Genomic DNA, 19,447 nt, shown 5'->3' with positions numbered 1-19,447 from the left:
TCTTCCCATTCCGAACAGAGAAGTTAAGCCCCGTCACGCCGATGGTACTGCGTCAGAGTGGGAGAGTAGGCAGCTGCCTTCTTGAGGAGTCTTCCTTGAACAGGAAAGACTCCTCTTTTTTTATGGTTGAGTCTGAATTGCTCATTAGATTTATTATCAAGAGACTGAGCCCAATTATTTCTGATGAAAATGAAAAACTCATGCGTTTCTATTTTCATATTTGCGTATATCGAAGTAGTATAAATAATAAATAAACCCTGAAAGTTTATCTCTAACTTTCGGGGGTATTTTTATTAAGTTAATCTCTCCTTTTATGTGTTTACTAACTTGTTATTAGCCTTTTAATTTCAATTCATAGAGACAAGCTTCAAGTTCTGCGCTGCTTCCCATGTGTTTGCCCATATCATCTGATAGTTTGATGCATTCACGCCAGTCCTGATTTCGGTTCATACGGCATTCTTTCAGCTTCATAACGATATTTGCAGGTTTAAAGCCTGTATCGTTTGTTAAGTTGGTGCCAATTCCAAATGAGCAACGAATTTTATTCTGACAATATTGGAAAATTTTTAATGACTTTTCAAAGTTCAGTGCATTGCTGAAGATAATTGTCTTTGTTGTAGGATCAATACCTAATTCTTTATAACGGTCAATTAAACGATCAATAAATTCAATCTCATTTCCGGAATCACAACGTACGCCGTCAAACAACTTTGCCTGTTTCCTACTGAAATTGCTTAAGAAAGCATCTGAAGTATAAGTATCGGCTAAGGCAGTGCCTAAATCGCCATCGTATACGTTTACCCAATTCTCTAATGCCATGTAGTTGGCATGTTTATATCCGAACTGAGCTCCATGGAACATAAACCACTCGTGTGGATGAGTTCCGATGGCACGCATATTGTATTTCATGGCCAGCAGACAATTTGAAGTCCCGGTGCAATAAGTTGAATGCTCTTTTAAATAGCCGATGACGAAATCTTGAATCTCAAATGAGAAACGACGACGAGTTCCGAAGTCGGAATAAGTCATCTTATTATTGTTTGATAGCAGAACTTTTGTTTTCAAACGTTCAATCACCTGTTCTTTATTGGGGACATGATGATCATATTTGTTTTTGAGCTCGGAAATAACAGCTAATAAAGGGACTTCGTATAATGTTACCTTATACATATAGTCTGTTACCTCAATATGCAAGTGATGCTGTTCGTCAAGCGAAGCTTTTACTTTTTCGGGGTCAAAGTGAAACGATGCTAACCATTCCCAATATGCTCTTGGGAGAAAGCGGCAACGCGTATCCATATACTCCAGTTCATTCGGAGTAAGACAGATATTTTTCATTTCATTTATTTCTTCAAGGAATTCTTTTAGAAATTCCTCGCTGTATTCCGTTTCATCGCGGTCTTTAAAAGTGAAAGTGCCTTCTGCATACGGAAATAACTTGATGTAAGCGTACGAAGTGGTAAACTTATACAAGTCGGTGTCTAAGATTGATTTTATAACCATGATGTTATATAGAGATTAAAATCTGTGGACCTGGAGGGAGTCGAACCCTCGTCCAAACAAGGAGACCATATGCTTTCTACATGCTTATCTTTGCCTTCGATTTTCGTGCACAAGCAAGACCAAAGCCACCCACTCATGCCTTATCCTCTAAATTTCATCAAAGACGCAAGGCGAATCCCTGACTATTCCCGATTTTGCTGTGCCACTATATCAAACGCCTCGGAACAAGGGCTTTTGAGCGACATCCCGTTTCTAACACTATGCCAGAAATAAAGGTGATTTACTATACTTCAATCACGCAGCGAGAGCATAATTTTCGTTGCCAGATAAATTTTGATAATTGAGATTATAGAGCCATATTAACAACGCTCTGCATGCTTACATACCACCTCAACTCGCTGTCAAAACCAAACAAGCCCAAGTAGTCATGACAAATATACAAATAATTATTTTTCTAAATATTATTTTTATAATTTATTTGCAAATCTCTTCGAAAAGACAAAAAATCATTGTTCCTTTGTATAACTAATACTCCGAAATATGAAAAGAATCTCATTTCTCTGCATAATGATAATGTCTTTCTTTTTCTTCGCATGCAAGTCTGCAGCGAAAAAAGAAAATCTTGCTGAAGCTACAAAATCATCGCTTATTATGTTGCTTGGAGGTTGTGGCAATCCGGCAAAAGAATCGATTCGTGCGTATTATTTTGATGAAGAATCGGCTAACGCGACCTATTTGTGTGGCTTGAGTGGCATATCAAATCCTTCGTTTATGACGACAACTTCGGATGGGAAATATATTTATGCGGTGAAAGAAGAAGCCACGGAGACTGCCGGTGCTTATGCTATTTCTTTTGATAGGGAGAACGGAAAGATGACGCTGTTGAATGAAGTTTCGGTTCATGGTGGAGCTCCGTGTAATATTACATTAGATCCGACCGAACGTTTTGTGCTGACAGCCAATTATAACGGAGGCAGCATTACGGTTATCGCATTGAATGATTCCGCTTGTTTGAAAGATTCTGTTTGTGTCATTCCTTTTACAGGAAAAAGTGTTGATCCAGAACGCCAGACCAAACCGTACCTGCATTGTGTGAAGTTCTCGCCGGACGGGAAGTATTTATTTGCTGACGACTTGGGAACAGATCAGATTCATGTGTTTCCCGTTTTTTCAGAAGCTTGTACTTGTGACGCCGCTACATTGCTTAAAATAAAGTTACAGAGGGATGTTAAGGTGAGCCCTGGGAATGGCCCCCGGCATCTTATATTTAGTGCGGATGGGAAATATGCTTATCTAATGAATGAGCTTTCGGATAATGTGACGGTTTTTGATTATGTCAATGATGATCTGAAAGAAAAGCAGTCTATCAAGTCTGATTCTTTAGACGCTCGGGGTGGAGCTGACATACATATTTCTCCGGATGGAAAGTTTCTTTATTCTTCTGTCCGACTGAAAGGTGATGGTATTGCCATCTTTAGAATTAATCCTACTGACGGTACGTTGACGAAAATAGGTTATCAGTTGACCGCGCCTCATCCACGCAACTTTGCGATTACTCCTAACGGGAAATATATTCTTGTTGCCAGTCGCGATGGTAATTGTGTTGAGATTTACGGTCGGAATGCCGAGACCGGTTTGCTTACTAATATGGGGAAGAAGATTGAAATGGAAAAGCCGATGTTTGTTAATTTTATACAATGACGCAAAGAGAACTGTTTCTTTTTTCGGGGAAACAGCTCTCTTTCTTTTTGTATTAGCTTATACGTAGCTTTCCAAGAACTTAACGTGTTCGTTTACCGTTATTTGAATCATTTTTGTGGTAGCCGGAAATAAGATAGATTCGCCTGCCCGAAGTTGCGACTGATTATTTTCATGGTCGGTGACAGTGCATGAACCTTCTAAGCAGATGTAAATGACGAAAGAATCTAACTCACTGTAATCCACACTCATATCTTCTGTTAAATCGTATACCGAAGTGGTGAAGTACGGGCAGTTAATTAACTCTACCGATTTATTCTGCTCAGGAGTGTATAGGGTGCGATAATCGTCTTGCACAGTATAGTCGATGGCATCTTTTGCCAACTCAGTGTGAAGCTCGCGTGTCTTTCCGTTCTTATCTTTTCGGTTGAAATCATAAATACGATAAGTAATATCGCTGGTTTGTTGAATCTCAGCAAGAAAACAACCTTTCCCTATACTGTGAATTCGTCCGGCAGGGAGAAAATAGACTTCATCAGGCTTTATTTTATAATCAGCCAATGCATCGACAATGGTATGATTCTCAACCATTTGTGCATACTCTTCAGGAGTAATCCGTTTCTTTAGACCACTATGCAGGTGGGCTGTATCATTTGCATTATCAATGATATACCACATCTCGGTTTTTCCCATGGAGTTGTGACGTTTTCCGGCTAACGCATCGTTTGGATGGACTTGAATGGATAGGTCGTCGCGTGCGTCAATAAATTTTATTAGCAATGGAAAAGTGTTGCCGAATTGCTTGTAGTTGTCTTCTCCTACTAATTGCCCTTTGTATTCTTTTACCAGTTGGGCTAAGTTTTTTCCGGTATCCGGACCATTTGATACAATGGACTCACTGCCATGTACGCCAGATACTTCCCAGCTTTCGCCAACTTGTTCTTGCTTGACGTTTAAATGTTTAAAGGGGATAATTTTATCGCCGCCCCAAATGGTCGACTTTAATATGGGATTAAATTTATATGGATACATAATTGTATGTGTTATTTTGAATACAAAGTTACGTTTTTTATTTAAGTTAGTTGGAATTTATAACTTAAAAACTGTTAGTATTTATACCTCAATTCAGGATAAGAAATTCGTTATAACTTTATTAAGAACTTTGTATTCGAATTCGCAGCTCGTAGTCTTTTGGAAAATAAGTCCGCAACGCTTAGTGACTTCATATATATGAATATAGAAAGAGATACGATTGATTTTCCGTATTCATCAGAAGAATTTTTCGTTTCACAGATGTGATTCACTCGTTTCACAGATGTGATTCATTTGTTTCACAGATGTGATTCATTTGTTTCACAGATGTGATTCACTTGTTTCACAGATGTGAAACAACTAAATTATGCGTGTGAGTTGATTGATTCATACGTATCATTTTCTTAAGTTTCTTTATGACAAAATCAATGAGTCTGCCGAGAGAGAACACGAAAACATCGTTTAAACATACTGTAAGGTCGTTATCATCTAAGAGACAATCATTTTTATGTAGTAAGGCTTATCTCTGACTGAGGGAGATATTATCAATTGGTTAACTCGTTTATAGGGGAATGAACGAGTTAGTATTCGGAAGTATTCCGTGTATTACAGTTTTTTCCAGAAACTTGGCATAAAGAGAATCAGGATAGTGAACAGTTCTAAACGACCGGCTAACATCAGGAACGAGCAAATCCATTTGGCGGCAACAGGGATACCACTGTATGAATAGGCCGGTCCGCAACTACCAAGGGCCGGTCCGGTATTGCCAAGGCAGGAAATGACCACACCGTAGGCTTCAGTGAAATTCATACCCAAAATCATCAATATCAGCCAACTGGCAAACATTACAATCAAATAAGTGGATATGAAAGCTAAAACGATGGTTTTAGTTGATTCCGGAATCACTTGCCGACTGATACGGACAGGGAAGATAGCATTTGGATGAATGATTCTTCTGAACTGATTATGAGCGACTTTGCACATAATGGCAAAGCGAATGCATTTAATGCCTCCGGAAGTAGAACCGGCACACGAACCTATAATCATCAATAGGCTGAGTATCATCCAGAGAGACGGTCCCCAGAGCATGTAATCATCGCTCATGAAACCCGTTGAAGTTTGAATGGATACAACTTGGAATAAGGAACGGCGGAAAGAACCCTCCAAGTTGCCTCCTTCGGAAAGAAAGAGTCCTAAAGTAATACCCATAGTCGCGAGTACTACAATGCTGAAGTACCAACGGAATTCGGTATTGTAAAAGAGTTTTTTGATACGTAACTTGAGTAATGTCGTGTACAATAAGGTGTAGTTTACGCCACTGAGGAACATGAAAATAATGGTGATGTATTCTATCCGAGCTGAATGAAAGAAAGAGATGCTCTCTTGTTTGGTAGAGAATCCTCCTGTTGAACATGTTGCCAATGCATGACAAACACTATCGAAAAGTCCCATTCCTGAGAAGTGAAGCAATACGGTTTGAGCAACTGTCATTCCAACATAAATCATCCAAATCCACTTAGCTGTTACGCCGATACGCGGATGAACCTTGTCGTGTGTCGGGCCGGTTGCTTCGGCAGCGAAGAGCTTCACGCCTCCTGTTCCGATGATAGGTAGTACGGCGATGGTAAAGAACACAATTCCCAAGCCACCAATCCATTGGGTGAGACTGCGCCAAAAGAGCAGTCCGTGCGGAAAAGATTCTACATTGTCGAGAATACTCGCTCCGGTTGATGTAAAACCGGAGATGGTTTCGAAGAACGCGTCGCTCACATTATCAATGTATCCGCTGATGAGATACGGATTCATACCCATGATGGATGAGACAATCCATGCTGTAGCTACAATGATGTATCCATCGCGTCGACTGAAAGAGCGTTTTGTCCCTTTCCCCGCATAGAAGAATAAAGAGGCTACTCCGGCGCAAATAGCCATGGAGATAAGGAATGCAACCAAATCGCTCTCCTTATAATATAAAGAAATCAAAGCACAAAGCAGAAGGAATCCTACTTGGATATAAAGCAGGATGCCCATTGCGTAGAATATGATTTTTTTATTGATCATCAGTTGAAATAAATTTCGGCTTTTTTAATCATATCACCAAGACAGAACACCATCACATGGTCGCCCGGAAGAATCTGCGTATTTCCGTTAACCAGCATGCCTTCACCTTCACGAATCATACCGCCGATAGTGATGCCTTTGGGAAGTCCCATGTCCTTTATCGGTTTTTTTGTAATCTTGGAACCTTGCTTTGCTATGAATTCACCGACGTCGGAGTTAGAGAAAGTAAGACATTTCACATTGGTTACATCAGCATCGAGCATCATTTGATAGATATGGCTGGCGGCAATTTTCTTTTTATTGATAACCGTACCGATGTCCAAACTTTCTGCCATACGGATATAATCGATGTTTTCTACTTCTGCGACTGTTTTGGGAACTCCCATCTGCTTTGCAGCGAGACAGGCAAGGATATTAGTTTCCGCATTACCGGTTAGGGCGACGAAAGCTTCGGTATTCACTATACCTTCTTCTTTTAATAGACTAAGGTCGCGTCCGTCACCGTTAATTATCATAATGCGGTCATCAACCTGTTCGGTAAGTTTGTTACATCGGTTGATGTCCTTTTCTATAATTTTTACTTGCATATAATCAGGTACATATTGTGAAGTACGAACAGCTATTCTGCTACCTCCCATAATGATGACATTACGAACATCGGCATAATTCTCCTTACCGGATATCTTTCGGATGTAGGGGATATATTTCTTTGTTGTGGTGAAGTAGACAATATCATTTAGCATGATGACGTCATCACCTCGTGGGATAATAGTTTCGTCACCACGTTTGATAGCCACGATATGGAAAGGAATTTCACGTCCGCCGAGATTTTTCAAAGGGATATTTAGAATCTCAGCGGTTTCATGCATCTTTGTTCCAACCAATACAAGTGCTCCACCTGCGAATTCCCACCATTGACGAATCCAACTCATCTTGAGTGCGTCAACGATTTCTTTCGCAGCGAGCATTTCCGGATAGATGAGCGAGTCGACCCCCAATTTTTCAAAGAATTCTTTATTCTTTGGCAACAGGTATTCATAATTATCTATTCGAGCAACAGTTTTTTTCGCGCCGAGATTTGTAGCAAGCATACAGGCTGTCATGTTACGGCTCTCTTCCGGAGTGACACCAATGAACAAATCCGCGTTAGCTACGTCAGCATCTTTCAGCGCGGATATAGATGTGGGAGAAGCACAAACAGTCATCAAGTCGAAATTTGAATCCATTCCGGCTAACTTGCTTTCGTCTTCGTCCATAAGGATGATGTCTTGCTTTTCATCCGACAAAAGTTTTGCCAGATGCGTACCTACAGAACCGGCTCCTGCTATAATTATTTTCATTCCTTTGTCCTCTTTTTTAGAAAGTGGTTAATACTTTATAAATGCTATCTTCATCCATGCCACAAATGCGATAGAGTTCTTCTATCGGCCCATGTTGTACAAATTTATTATGGACACCAATTCTATAGACTTGCGGATAGAAATGGTGATCATTCATGAATTCTAATACGGCACTTCCCATGCCACCGTTCAGAATACCGTCTTCCAAGGTAATAATTTTTTCGAAATGCTGACCAATTTCTTGTAACATTTCTTCATCTAAAGGTTTCAAAAAACGAAGATCATACCACGCGATGCTTTTTCCATAGTCTTTTTCTGCACGTAGAATAGCTTGTTCGGCAACTTTTCCGATAGATCCCAATGAAATAACGGCCATATCAGTTCCGTTTTTTAACTTCCTGCCTTTACCAATATGGATTTCTGCGAACTGACAACGCCAATTGACAAACGACCCGCGCCCTCTGGGGTATCGGATGACGAACGGTCCTTTATCAGGTAACTGAGCTGTATACATTAGGTTTCGCAACTCTGTTTCGTCAAGAGGAGAAGCAATGGTTACATTGGGGATAGGTCGCATATAAGCCAAGTCGAATATGCCATGATGTGTCGGTCCGTCCTCGCCAACCAGTCCTGCTCTATCCAAGCATAGGACTACATTGAGCTTTAGTAGTGCCACATCATGAATAAAATTATCGTAAGCTCGTTGCATAAACGATGAGTAGATATTGCAGAAAGGCAAGAGTCCTTCTTTAGCCATACCACCGGAGAACGTGACCGCGTGTCCTTCTGCTATTCCCACATCGAATACTCGTTCGGGCATATCCTTTTGCATAATATTCATGGAACATCCCGTAGGCATAGCCGGAGTTACTCCCATTATCTTATTATTCTGTTTAGCGAGTTCCAGAAGTGTTTCTCCAAAAACATCTTGGAATTTCGGTGGTAATCCTTCTTCGTCTTGGATGATGCGTTCGCCGGTTTCCTTGTCGAACATACCGGGAGCATGCCAAACAGTTGCTTCTTTTTCGGCCGGTTCAAATCCTTTGCCCTTTACCGTGTGGATATGAAGCAGACGCGGCCCTTTCATGTCTTTTATATCGTTCAACACTTTAACCAGACCGTTCACATCGTGACCGTCAACCGGACCGAAGTAACGAATGTTCATTCCTTCGAACACGTTCTGTTGGTGCATCAACACGGACTTTATACTATTGTTAAAACGAATAATCCTTTTCCGACGGTCTTCAGTCAGTATTCCCATTTTAGAAAACAGTTGAGACAATTTGTAACGTACGAAGTTATAACTTTCAGAAGTCTGAAGGTTAAGCAAGTACTGTTCCATTCCACTTGTGTTTCGGTCAATGGACATATTGTTATCGTTGAGGATAATCAATAGATTATTCGGGTCCATGGAAGCGTTATTCAATCCTTCGAAAGCCAGTCCGCCGGTCATAGCGCCATCACCGATTACTGCTACGATATGCCGCTTATTCTCTTTTTTAAGCTTGGCTGCTATGGCCATGCCTAATGCAGCGGATATGGAGTTTGACGCATGTCCGCAAGAAAAAGTATCGTATATGCTCTCTTCCGGAGAAGGGAATGGACGCAAACCATTCAATTTTCTGTTTGTTTTAAATGAGTCACGACGCCCTGTCAGGATTTTGTGCCCGTAGGCCTGATGACCAACATCCCAAACAATCCGGTCGTATGGTGTGTTGAAAACATAATGCAAGGCAACGGTCAGTTCTACTACACCCAAGCTGGACGCGAAATGACCGGGATTACAAGAAAGTTCATCAACAATTTTCTGTCGAAGCTCCTTACATATCTCTGTAAGCTGATTAATATCTAACTTACGCAAATCATTAGGAGAATCAATAGTATTTAATAATTGATATGAATTTTCTTCTGTCATCGTTATCAAATTAGTAGAACAGAACTTAGGCACAAAGCCTGTTTTCGCTTTATTTAAGAGACAAAATTAGTATTTTATTGTATATAATGTGTAAATTTGTCCTTAAATTTTATGTTAGGGATCAAGGATATGGAATTTCGGACGCACGTAGATTTGCCGTTAAAGCAAATGGAGATACATCATTCCGATCGATTGATGTTGTTTGGTTCGTGCTTTTCTGAGAATATAGGAGAACTACTTGCCGATAACAAGTTTCGGATTGATATTAATCCGTTTGGCGTACTTTATAATCCGTTATCCGTTTCTGAAGCAATGAATGAACTGTTGGACAGAAAAAACTATCATGTTAATGACCTGTTTTATGAATATGGACTTTGGCACAGCTGGATGCATCATTCCTCTTTTTCTTCTATAGACCAATCCACTTGCTTGGAACAGATTAATTCTCGTTTAAAACAGGCAGCCATTTTGATTAGAGAAGCAGACGTGTTAATCTGTACGTTTGGCTCAGCTTGGGTATATGAAAAAAACGGGAAGGTTGTTGGCAACTGCCATAAGATGCCGGAGGCTTTGTTCATCCGACGCCTGTTGAATGTGGATGAGATTGTGAAAACCTTAAGTACAACTCTGATGCGTTTGCGAAAGCAGAATTCAAAAATTCGGATTCTTCTGACAGTCAGTCCTATTCGTCATAGAAAAGACGGATTGCACGGAAACCAGATAAGTAAATCAACGCTTCTTTTAGCTATTCATAAATTGCAGAAGGTAGTGTCTGATTGTTATTATTTTCCTTCGTATGAGATTATGATGGATGAATTGCGTGACTATCGTTTCTACTCCGATGATATGTTGCATCCTTCTTCTTTAGCCATTGACTATATATGGGAATGTTTCCGGCAATGTTACTTTTCTCCGTCGACGGTTCAAATTATAAATGAATGGGCAGATATAACCAAGCAATTGAAGCATAAGCCTTTTATTCCGAGTTCAGAGAGTTATCGTGAATTCTTAAATGGAATAGTGTTAAATTTAAATCAACTTAAAAGGAAGTTACCTTATATTGATATCAAAAAAGAACTTGAACAATGTCAAACTCAATTGAAAACATTTCAAAAGTGATTGGTGCCAAGCGTATAGGCACAGCACAAGCAAATATAGATTGGTTATTGACCGACAGCCGTTCTTTGGGATTTCCCGAGGAGACTTTGTTTTTCGCGTTAAAAACAAAGCGAAATAATGGGCATAAATATATCCCCGACTTATATGAACGTGGCGTTCGTAACTTTGTAGTGAACGACTTGCCGGAGAATATTGCAGATTATGCTGATGTTAATTTCCTTCAAGTAAAAGATTCGCTAAAAGCTTTGCAGTCTTTGGCTGCCGACCATCGTAAGCAATTTCGGATACCAATTGTTGGTGTCACCGGTAGCAATGGCAAGACCGTTGTGAAGGAATGGATTTATCAATTACTCAGTCCCGATAAAATTGTTACTCGTTCGCCACGCAGTTATAACTCACAGATTGGTGTACCTCTCTCGGTTTGGCTGATGAACGAGCATACACAAGTGGGAGTTTTCGAAGCCGGCATTTCAGAAATGGGAGAGATGGAGTCGCTTCGTGAGATTATTCAGCCTACTATTGGCGTACTGACTAACATCGGAGGCGCTCATCAAGAGAATTTCTTTTCCATGCAAGATAAATGTATGGAAAAGCTTACGCTTTTTAAAGATTGTGATGTTCTTATTTATGATGCTGATAATAAACTTATAAGTTCGTGTGTTCAGAAATCCTTGTTCACGGCTCGTGAGATTGCTTGGTCGAAGATTGATAATGAGCGTCCGCTGTTCATTGAGTCGGTTGAAAAGGGAGTTGAAAGTACCACGATTAAGTATCGCTATCTTGGTATTCCGGCACGATATACTATTCCATTCATCGATGATGCTTCCATAGAGAACTCGCTTCATAGTCTGGCGGTAGCGCTTTATTTTATGGTATCTCCGACAAAAATCGCGGAACGTATGGCCACACTTGAGCCGGTAGCCATGCGTCTTGAAGTGAAAGACGGTAAGAATGGTTGTGTGCTTATTAATGATAGTTATAACTCCGATTTAGCTTCTTTGGATATTGCGCTCGACTTTATGCAGCGCCGATCGGCTGATAAGAGCAAGAAGCGTATGCTTATTTTATCCGATATATTAGAATCGGGACAGAGTAATAAGTTGCTTTACAGAGAGGTTGCTCAAATGGTGCACAACAGGGGGATTGATAAGATTATAGGTGTTGGCGAGGATATAAGCGCGGCTTCTAATCTGTTCGATGAGGAGAAATATTTTTTTCAGACAACAGAAGAACTGATTGATTCTAACATCTTACAGAAGCTTCACGATGAAGTGATTTTGATTAAGGGTGCTCGTGAGTTTCACTTCGAGGATATTTCCGACAGATTGGAGTTAAAGGTACACGAGACCATTCTGGAAGTTAATTTGAACGCGTTGATTGATAACTTGAATTGGTATCGTAATAAGCTAAGACCGGAAACTAAATTAGTTTGTATGGTAAAGGCTTCTGCGTATGGGGCAGGATCATACGAGGTAGCGAAGACTTTGCAGGATCACCGCGTGGATTATTTAGCCGTTGCTGTCGCCGATGAAGGATCGGTTTTACGTAAGGCCGGTATTACCGCTTCTATTATGATTATGGATCCGGAGCTTACTGCGTTTAAGACCATGTTCGATTATAAGCTGGAGCCGGAAGTATATAGTTTCCAATTGCTCGAGGCTTTGATAAAAGCAGCAGGGAAAGAAGGAGTTACCAATTTCCCTATTCATATAAAGATAAATACCGGTATGAATCGCTTGGGCTTTGAGCCTGAAGAGATTCCTCAACTGATTAGCCGTTTGAAACGTCAGACAGCTGTTATCCCTCGTTCCGTATTCTCACATCTTGTAGGAAGTGATTCTGCTCAGTTTGATTCGTATACGGTTCGTCAGATTGATATATTCAAGAAGGCTTCAAGTGAGTTGCAGGCGGCTTTCAGTCATAAAATCCTTTGTCATATTCTGAATACGGCAGGTATTGAGCGTTTTGGCGGCGCTCAGTTCGATATGGCTCGCTTGGGCTTGGGATTATATGGCGTTGATCCGTTTACAAATAAGGTTCTCCATAATGTCAGTACGTTGAAGTCTACTATCCTTCAGATTCATAATGTGAAGAAAGAGGATACGGTAGGTTATAGCCGCAAGGGTTGTTTGGAACGAGATTCCCGTATTGCGGCCATTCCTATTGGTTATGCCGACGGGCTTGATCGTCGTCTGGGCAATGGGCGTGCGTATTGCTTGGTCAATGGACAAAAAGCTCCATACATTGGTAATATTTGTATGGATGTGGCTATGATTGATGTAACGGACATTGATTGCGTGGAAGGTGACCGCGTGGAGATATTCGGCGACAACCTGCCTGTTACTGTTTTGTCTGATATTCTTGGAACTATACCTTATGAAATTTTGACCAGTGTCTCCGATCGTGTGAAACGAATTTACTATCAGGATTAAGGAGGATAGGGTGAACGAAGAAGAAAAACAGACCATCCGTAAGATACGTGTAAAGCTCCTTACCGCGGATAAGGATTATCTGTACGTATTACCTGTGGGATCTTCGGCGGAAGAGGTCATGAAGGTAAAATATCATGTGCGCAAAGAAAATGATGAGTTTGATGAGACTGTTAAAGTGTTGTGGCATGATGCCCGATTGAATCTGTTGGATGTTAAGAGAGTCGGCCCGAATGAGTATGTCCCTTCGTTTATGGTATTGGAACCGGACTATCTGTTGGATATCAGTTCGCTGGCGGAGTGCTATAAAGATTATGGGAATCATCCTGTTAATTACTTATTAAATAGGTTAGAGCCGACTGACAATGCCCGCCCGTTGCTATTGGGTAACATAGCGAATCTATTTTTAGATGAATGGATTCATGCGGGGAAGCAGTCTCCCGATTTCATTTCTTGTATGAAGAAGGCGTTTCGTATGTACCCTATTGAACTTGCCGCGTGTGAAGAATTATTGGATGGAAGGAAAGAAAAAGAGTTTGCTAAAGATTGCCGCGTACATTTCGAGCATATTCGCCGGACGGTAGAAGAAACTTTTGCGCAGTCGGGTTATGAGTTGGACAGAAATGACGCGGTACTTGAACCTTCATACATTTGTGAAGCTCTTGGCATTCAGGGAAGGCTTGACTATATGCAGCGCGATATGAGCAGTTTCATTGAAATGAAATCAGGACGTGCTGACGAAATGACCGTTCGTGGAAAAGTTATTCCGAAAGAGAATAATCGGACTCAGATGTTGCTCTATTTAGCAGTGTTGGAATTTAGTATGAATCATAATCATCGGCATACACATCCTTATCTTTTATACACGCGGTATCCGTTGCTTTATCCGTCACGCGGATCATGGGGCGATGTAAAGAAAATCATCAATCTTCGGAATCTGATTGTGGCCAACGAGTATCAAACACAGGCACGCAATGATATGGTTTATACCAAGGAGTTATTGGGGCAGATTAACCCCGTTACGCTGAATGTTCGTCGTATGCACGGCCGTTTTTGGGAAAATTATCTGAAGCCGACTGTCAATCGGTTTGGCAATCATATAGCTCAACTTTCTGAAATAGAAAAGAGTTATTTCTACACGCTTTACAACTTTATCACTAAAGAACTTTATATAAGCAAGTCCGGTAGTATGGATTATTATGGACGAACGGGCGCGTCCGCGCTATGGCTTAGTTCGTTAGCCGAGAAGAAAGAGGCGGGAGAAATTCTTTATAATCTGAAGTTGACGGATAATAAGGCATCCGAAGAGAGGCATCCGTATGTCACGTTGAGCATTCCGCCATACGATGAGCTGTTTATGCCTAATTTCCGTAGCGGCGATGTGGTGGTGCTTTACGAACGAAACAGCGACGCGGATAATGCCACTAATAAGTTGGTTTTTAAAGGCAGTATAGACGAGATTACAGACGCGAAACTCCGAATTCGTTTACGTTTTTCACAGCGTAATTTGTCTGTCTTTCCTCCGGAGAGTTATTATGCGATAGAGCATGATTCAATGGATACTTCATTCCGTGGAATGTATATGGGACTGGTTTCTTTTTTACAGGCCAATCCGGATCGGAGAGATTTGCTGTTGAGTCAGCGAGTTCCGCGGTTTGACGTGCGTTATGATGAGGCAATTCGGAGTGCGGAGAATGTTTTTGAGCGTATGGCTTTGAAAGCTGACGCGGCGAAGGATTTCTTTTTGTTGGTGGGTCCTCCGGGAACAGGAAAAACATCGTGTGCCCTCAGGAGAATGGTGGAATATTTTTACTTCAGAAAACATCAACAGGTGCTTTTAGTGGCATACACGAACAGGGCGGTCGATGAAATTTGTCAATCAATCAGCGCGATAAATCCGGAGATAAAATATATTCGTGTGGGTTCGGAATTGAATTGCGATAAACGATTTCATGACCACTTACTATCGAATATATTGGCCGGCTGCGGAAGTCGTAGCGAGGTTCGGGAGACGATTTGCGATTGCCGTGTATTTGTTGGAACAGTCGCCTCTATCTCTATGCGTACCGAATTGTTTAAGTTGAAGCGATTTGACGTGGCTATTGTGGATGAAGCGACACAAATACTTGAGCCACAACTGTTGGGCATATTGTGCGCTAAATTCCCGGATGGGGGAAATGCTATCGGAAAATTTGTTTTGATTGGTGATCCTAAGCAATTGCCGGCAGTGGTATTACAGTCGGGTGAGGAGTCGGAGGTACATGATGCGTTACTTCGCAATATTTCTGTTTACAACTTGAAAGATTCTCTTTTTGAACGACTGTATCGTCATTTGCGCAGTGTCGGGAATACGCGGGCAATGGATATGCTTTGTGTCCAAGGGCGTATGCATCCGGGGGTCGCGCTATTTCCGAATAACGCATTCTACTCTGGAAAATTGGAGTCGCTCGGTTTGGCTCATCAAAAAGAGCATATAGACAAACCTGTTCTGTTTATTCCTTCTAAAGTCGATAGTCAAAGCCCTTCAGGGAAGACCAATCGGATGGAAGCCCGACAGGTAGCTGTGCTGGCCAAAGAAATTTATGAGTCGGACTCGGTGAACTTTGATTCTGCGCAGACCTTGGGTGTGATTACCCCTTATCGAAGTCAGATTGCGTTGATTAAAAAAGAACTTCGCGCGCTGAACATTCCGGAGTTAAACAGCATTTCCATTGATACTGTGGAACGCTACCAAGGCAGCGAACGCGATAACATCATTTATTCGTTCAGCGTTAACGAGTTTGGACAACTGAAATGGCTTTCGAACTTGATGGAGGAAGATGGGGTTCAAATAGACCGCAAGTTGAATGTTGCGCTTACCCGTGCAAGGAAACGGATGTTTATTATTGGTGTTCCCGAAATCCTTCAGTCCGATGCTATTTATAAAAAGTTGATGGATAGTATTCCATGGCGGTATATATAATATTGTTTTTAGTTCCAACGAATTGATGAGAACATATAGATAAACGCAAGAAAAATGCTTTCGTCGGCCGACGAAGGTGCTTTTACGAGAGAAAATGCACTGTCCCGCGTCGGGACGACGCAAAAATGTAGCAAAGAACAAAAAAGGGCACCGGATGAAAAGTGCCCTTTTGGTATATGATACGATGATTATCGGATGCTGTTGATGTATTCCGTCATTTCCGGAACGGCTTTCTTTGCTTCGTAATAAAGTTTCATTTGCGCTTTTGTACGAATTAGATTATGCTCCGGATAGTGAATCTGATAGTAGGTATCGCCGTTAATGTAATCGGCTAAGAATCGGACAGCCTGCATGTATGGAAAGAGCGTTGCCGCAAAAGGCAGGTTGTCAATCTCAATAGGAGTGAGGAATGACTTGGCAGACTCAATATAACCCTTTGCAAACGCACGGAAAATATCCATGTTGAATTGAATCTTATCTAAATCCGGCTCATCTTCCGGAGCAGGATTCGCGCCGGAACGGAGGAAGTCACCAAAATCGGAGAAGACAAAACTTGGCATAACGGTGTCAAGGTCAATAACACACAAAACATCGTTGGAATCTTCATCGAATAACATGTTGCTAACTTTTGTGTCGCAGTGGCAGATACGTTTGGGAAGCAGTCCTTGGCGATACAGTTCTTCCGCTTTACACATTTCCTCAGCGTCTCGCTCAATATCGTCGACAATGCTTTGAACTTTTTCCAACCGACCGGCTTTATTCTCCTGAACAGCCTCATGCAACTGGTGGATGCGGAGTTCCATATTGTGGAAATCGGGGATGGTTTCGCCCAGTTTCTCTGGCACGTCAGCCAGCATAGCCTCGAACTCACCGAATTTCAAACCAACCAGATAAGAGGTCTCCGGATTAACGGCATCCAATGTCTTGGAGCGTGGAATGAAGATACAAATTCTCCAGTAACCCTCACCGTCGAAGTAATAAGTCTTACCGTCTTTGGCAGGGATGAAGCGTAACACCTTACGGTCAATGTTTTCGGTATGAGCGGCAATCAGTTTGTCATGAATATGATTGGTAACGACTTCGATGTTATGCATTAAAAGGTCAATGTTCCGGAAAACATTGTGATTTACTTTTTGCAAAACATAATTCGGTTCATTCGGATTGGCAGAAGTAACTAAGTACGTTCTATTGATAAATCCGGAAGTTAGCGGTTTGATATTCTCTACTTTGCCGACTTGCGGAAACTGTTTAATGATTTCTTCTATTTCCATGATATTGATGTATTTGATTATTAATGTTAGCAAAGATAACGTCTTTCCGCTAAATCAGGAAATTCTATATAAAAAAACGAACGACGTTAGACTTTAATAGCAGAATTTCATAACTTTGCCTTATATTACAGATAGGTATGATAAAGAATTTCAAGATTATTACTTTGTGTGGCAGTACTCGTTTTAAGGACGAGTTCATGGAAGCTCAGAAGGACCTTACGCTGTCCGGAAATATAGTTATCACGGTAGGGCTGTTCGGTCATTCCGGTGATGAGGAAGTTTGGAAGCCCGGAGTGAAAGAGATGCTTGATGATATGCATCTTCGTAAAATAGATTTAGCCGATGAGATATTTGTTATCAACGTAAATGGTTACATCGGTGAAAGCACAAAACGCGAGATAGCTTATGCTAAGTCTGCCGGAAAGAAAGTCAATTATTTGGTTCCCATAGCCGATTGATTGATGGCTTTCCATCCGTTATATACAGAAATCCCGAAGCCGGAGCGGTTTACCTTTCCGTTTTGCTATACGCCACACCCTCTTAGTGTGATGGCTGCTGAGGAATTGCAAACTTATATTGCTTCAGTTAAAGTTTGGCAGGAAGAGATAGCAAAAGGAAAGATGTTCGGAGTGCTTGTGGTAGAGAATCAGCAAGGAGAGTTGGGTTATTTGGCGGCTTATTCCGGTATCCTTTCGAATCGGAACGATTGGGAGTATTTTGTTCCTCCTGTTTACGATTTACTTCGGCCGGGTAGTTACTTTCAGGTTCATGAGGCCGAAATATCGCAATTAAATAAGGCTGTTGCGGAAAAGGAAAGAGAGGATGCCTATTTAAAGATGAAAGGATGGCTGAATAAGCAAAAAGAGGAAGTATATCAACGAATTGTATCCTATCGGCAGCAGATGAAGATTGCAAAACAGCAGCGGGATGAACTTCGAAAGCATCTTCTTACACCGGAACAGAAAGCGGAGTTAATAAAGGAAAGCCAATTTATGAAAGCCGAATTGTGTCGGATGAGAAAGCATTTTGAACATGTTATAACTCAAAAGGAAAAAGAGTTGGCCATATTCACGGATGCAATAAATGCTTTGAAGAAGGAGCGGAAAGAAAAGTCGGATGCTTTGCAGCGTTGGTTGTTCAGCCGATTTGTGATGCTGAATGCCCGGGGCGAAAAGAAAGATTTGTTGAACATATTTGCTACCACTTCACAACGTATCCCTCCGGCAGGAAGTGGAGAATGTTGTGCTCCGAAGCTGTTACAATATGCTTATCTTCATCATTATCGGCCTGTTTGTATGGCTGAGTTCTGGTGGGGTGCTTCATCGAAGGAAGAGATTCGACACCATCTGCGGTATTATCCGGCTTGTCGTGGAAAATGTCTTCCTATTCTGACTTTCATGACGCAAGGATTGAGCGTGGATCCGAATCCCTTGGAAGAGAAAGTTTCACTTGAACTTCCTATATTATATGAGGATAATTTTCTGATAGTCGTGAATAAACCGTCCGGAATGCTGTCTGTTCCCGGGAAGAGTCAAATGCCTTCTGTTTATTCTATTATTAAAGAGCGTTGTCCGGCAGCGGAAGAATCGCTCATTGTCCATCGGTTGGATATGGCTACTTCGGGCGTCATGCTGTTAACCAAGACAAAAGAAGCGCACGAGCAATTGCAGAAGCAATTTAAAGAGCGGACAATACATAAAGAATATGTCGCTTTATTAGACGGAGTAATAAAACAGACACACGGGATTATCTCTTTGCCAATTTGTTCTGATCCTTTGAATCGTCCTTATCAAGTAGTTGACTTTCAAAAAGGAAAGTCCGCGGTAACCGATTATCAAGTGATTGATATAAAAGACTGTGCAACACGAGTCTGTTTGGTCCCTCATACAGGAAGAACTCATCAGTTACGTGTTCATTGTGCTTCTTCGTATGGATTGAATTGTCCGATAAAAGGAGATTCTCTATATGGAAAGCCGGCTGACAGATTATATCTTCACGCAGAAAAGCTAACCTTTACCCATCCTAAAACGGGAGAGCGAATGGAGCTTACAGCAGAGGTCCCTTTTTAGAAAGGAAGGGAGGCATAAATAACAAATATAACAGATAGCTTCTTCTCT

The 19,447-nt window shown here is 41.3% G+C and carries 12 protein-coding genes, 1 rRNA gene and 1 other RNA gene; 7 read left to right on the top strand and 7 right to left on the bottom strand.

The window, feature by feature from the left end:
- Window positions 1-82, top strand: a 5S ribosomal RNA gene (gene rrf, locus LO761_RS05380); the annotation flags it as partial.
- A gap of 251 nt (window positions 83-333) precedes the next feature.
- Here the strand turns inward: rrf and pncB are convergent.
- A complete protein-coding gene (gene pncB / locus LO761_RS05375) occupies window positions 334-1,503 on the bottom strand; it encodes a nicotinate phosphoribosyltransferase (protein WP_272817297.1) in 1,170 nt (389 codons plus the stop codon).
- A gap of 22 nt (window positions 1,504-1,525) precedes the next feature.
- Window positions 1,526-1,922, bottom strand: a transfer-messenger RNA (tmRNA) gene (ssrA, locus tag LO761_RS05370).
- A gap of 121 nt (window positions 1,923-2,043) precedes the next feature.
- On the opposite strand from ssrA, the gene LO761_RS05365 reads away from it, so the two are divergent.
- The gene (locus LO761_RS05365) at window positions 2,044-3,204 is read left to right on the top strand and encodes a lactonase family protein (RefSeq protein ID WP_272817296.1); all 1,161 of its coding nucleotides are present in this window, start codon (window positions 2,044-2,046) and stop codon (window positions 3,202-3,204) included.
- 57 nt (window positions 3,205-3,261) lie between these two features.
- Here the strand turns inward: LO761_RS05365 and LO761_RS05360 are convergent, their stop codons facing one another.
- From LO761_RS05360 to dxs, 4 genes are all read right to left on the bottom strand, one after another.
- Window positions 3,262-4,233, bottom strand: a complete 972-nt coding sequence (locus LO761_RS05360; protein ID WP_272817295.1) for a type I phosphomannose isomerase catalytic subunit — start codon at window positions 4,231-4,233, stop codon at window positions 3,262-3,264.
- A 606-nt stretch (window positions 4,234-4,839) separates the two neighbouring features.
- Window positions 4,840-6,294, bottom strand: a complete 1,455-nt coding sequence (locus tag LO761_RS05355) for a TrkH family potassium uptake protein (RefSeq protein ID WP_272817294.1) — start codon at window positions 6,292-6,294, stop codon at window positions 4,840-4,842.
- Window positions 6,294-7,634 (bottom strand): Trk system potassium transporter TrkA, encoded by a 1,341-nt coding sequence (trkA, locus tag LO761_RS05350; protein WP_272817293.1) that lies wholly within the window; start codon window positions 7,632-7,634, stop codon window positions 6,294-6,296. Before trkA ends, LO761_RS05355 begins: the two co-directional genes overlap by 1 nt.
- A gap of 16 nt (window positions 7,635-7,650) precedes the next feature.
- Complete coding sequence (gene dxs, locus LO761_RS05345; protein WP_272817292.1) at window positions 7,651-9,549, bottom strand: 1-deoxy-D-xylulose-5-phosphate synthase; 1,899 nt, start codon at window positions 9,547-9,549, stop codon at window positions 7,651-7,653.
- A gap of 129 nt (window positions 9,550-9,678) precedes the next feature.
- Here dxs and LO761_RS05340 point away from each other — a divergent pair, with 129 nt between their 5' ends.
- From LO761_RS05340 to LO761_RS05330, 3 genes are read left to right on the top strand one after another with little or no spacing between them, the layout of a single operon-like run.
- The gene (locus tag LO761_RS05340) at window positions 9,679-10,668 is read left to right on the top strand and encodes a GSCFA domain-containing protein (RefSeq protein ID WP_272817302.1); all 990 of its coding nucleotides are present in this window, start codon (window positions 9,679-9,681) and stop codon (window positions 10,666-10,668) included.
- Window positions 10,635-13,100: a bifunctional UDP-N-acetylmuramoyl-tripeptide:D-alanyl-D-alanine ligase/alanine racemase gene (locus LO761_RS05335; RefSeq protein ID WP_272817291.1), complete on the top strand. Its 2,466-nt coding sequence runs from the start codon at window positions 10,635-10,637 to the stop codon at window positions 13,098-13,100. The genes LO761_RS05340 and LO761_RS05335 overlap by 34 nt, the downstream gene beginning before the upstream one ends.
- 10 nt (window positions 13,101-13,110) lie before the next feature.
- Entirely contained in the window at window positions 13,111-16,059 is a 2,949-nt protein-coding gene (locus tag LO761_RS05330; protein ID WP_272817290.1) for a DEAD/DEAH box helicase, read from the top strand.
- A gap of 188 nt (window positions 16,060-16,247) precedes the next feature.
- Here the strand turns inward: LO761_RS05330 and LO761_RS05325 are convergent, their stop codons facing one another.
- On the bottom strand, window positions 16,248-17,330 hold the full coding sequence (locus LO761_RS05325; RefSeq protein ID WP_407951545.1) for a phosphotransferase enzyme family protein: 1,083 nt from the start codon (window positions 17,328-17,330) through the stop codon (window positions 16,248-16,250).
- A gap of 137 nt (window positions 17,331-17,467) precedes the next feature.
- Between LO761_RS05325 and LO761_RS05320 the strand changes: the two genes are divergently transcribed.
- Complete coding sequence (locus tag LO761_RS05320; RefSeq protein WP_272817289.1) at window positions 17,468-17,788, top strand: hypothetical protein; 321 nt, start codon at window positions 17,468-17,470, stop codon at window positions 17,786-17,788.
- 3 nt (window positions 17,789-17,791) lie between these two features.
- On the top strand, window positions 17,792-19,399 hold the full coding sequence (locus LO761_RS05315; RefSeq protein ID WP_272817288.1) for a pseudouridine synthase: 1,608 nt from the start codon (window positions 17,792-17,794) through the stop codon (window positions 19,397-19,399).
- The last annotated feature ends 48 nt before the right edge of the window (window positions 19,400-19,447 follow it).

The organism is Phocaeicola oris (assembly GCF_021295095.1).
Lineage (GTDB): Bacteria > Bacteroidota > Bacteroidia > Bacteroidales > Bacteroidaceae > Phocaeicola > Phocaeicola oris.
The sequence above is the reverse complement of the archived record's forward strand: the minus strand, read 5'-3'. Positions and strand labels throughout refer to the sequence as shown.

Bases quoted from the DNA above. Each gene is read 5' to 3' on its own strand.
- LO761_RS05335 (WP_272817291.1), top strand. From the start codon at position 10,635: ATGTCAAACTCAATTGAAAACATTTCAAAAGTGATTGGTGCCAAGCGT.
- LO761_RS05365 (WP_272817296.1), top strand. From the start codon at position 2,044: ATGAAAAGAATCTCATTTCTCTGCATAATGATAATGTCTTTCTTTTTC.
- LO761_RS05315 (WP_272817288.1), top strand. From the start codon at position 17,792: ATGGCTTTCCATCCGTTATATACAGAAATCCCGAAGCCGGAGCGGTTT.
- LO761_RS05320 (WP_272817289.1), top strand. From the start codon at position 17,468: ATGATAAAGAATTTCAAGATTATTACTTTGTGTGGCAGTACTCGTTTT.
- pncB (WP_272817297.1), bottom strand. From the start codon at position 1,503: ATGGTTATAAAATCAATCTTAGACACCGACTTGTATAAGTTTACCACT.
- LO761_RS05355 (WP_272817294.1), bottom strand. From the start codon at position 6,294: ATGATCAATAAAAAAATCATATTCTACGCAATGGGCATCCTGCTTTAT.
- dxs (WP_272817292.1), bottom strand. From the start codon at position 9,549: ATGACAGAAGAAAATTCATATCAATTATTAAATACTATTGATTCTCCT.
- trkA (WP_272817293.1), bottom strand. From the start codon at position 7,634: ATGAAAATAATTATAGCAGGAGCCGGTTCTGTAGGTACGCATCTGGCA.
- LO761_RS05340 (WP_272817302.1), top strand. From the start codon at position 9,679: ATGGAATTTCGGACGCACGTAGATTTGCCGTTAAAGCAAATGGAGATA.
- LO761_RS05360 (WP_272817295.1), bottom strand. From the start codon at position 4,233: ATGTATCCATATAAATTTAATCCCATATTAAAGTCGACCATTTGGGGC.
- LO761_RS05325 (WP_407951545.1), bottom strand. From the start codon at position 17,330: ATGGAAATAGAAGAAATCATTAAACAGTTTCCGCAAGTCGGCAAAGTA.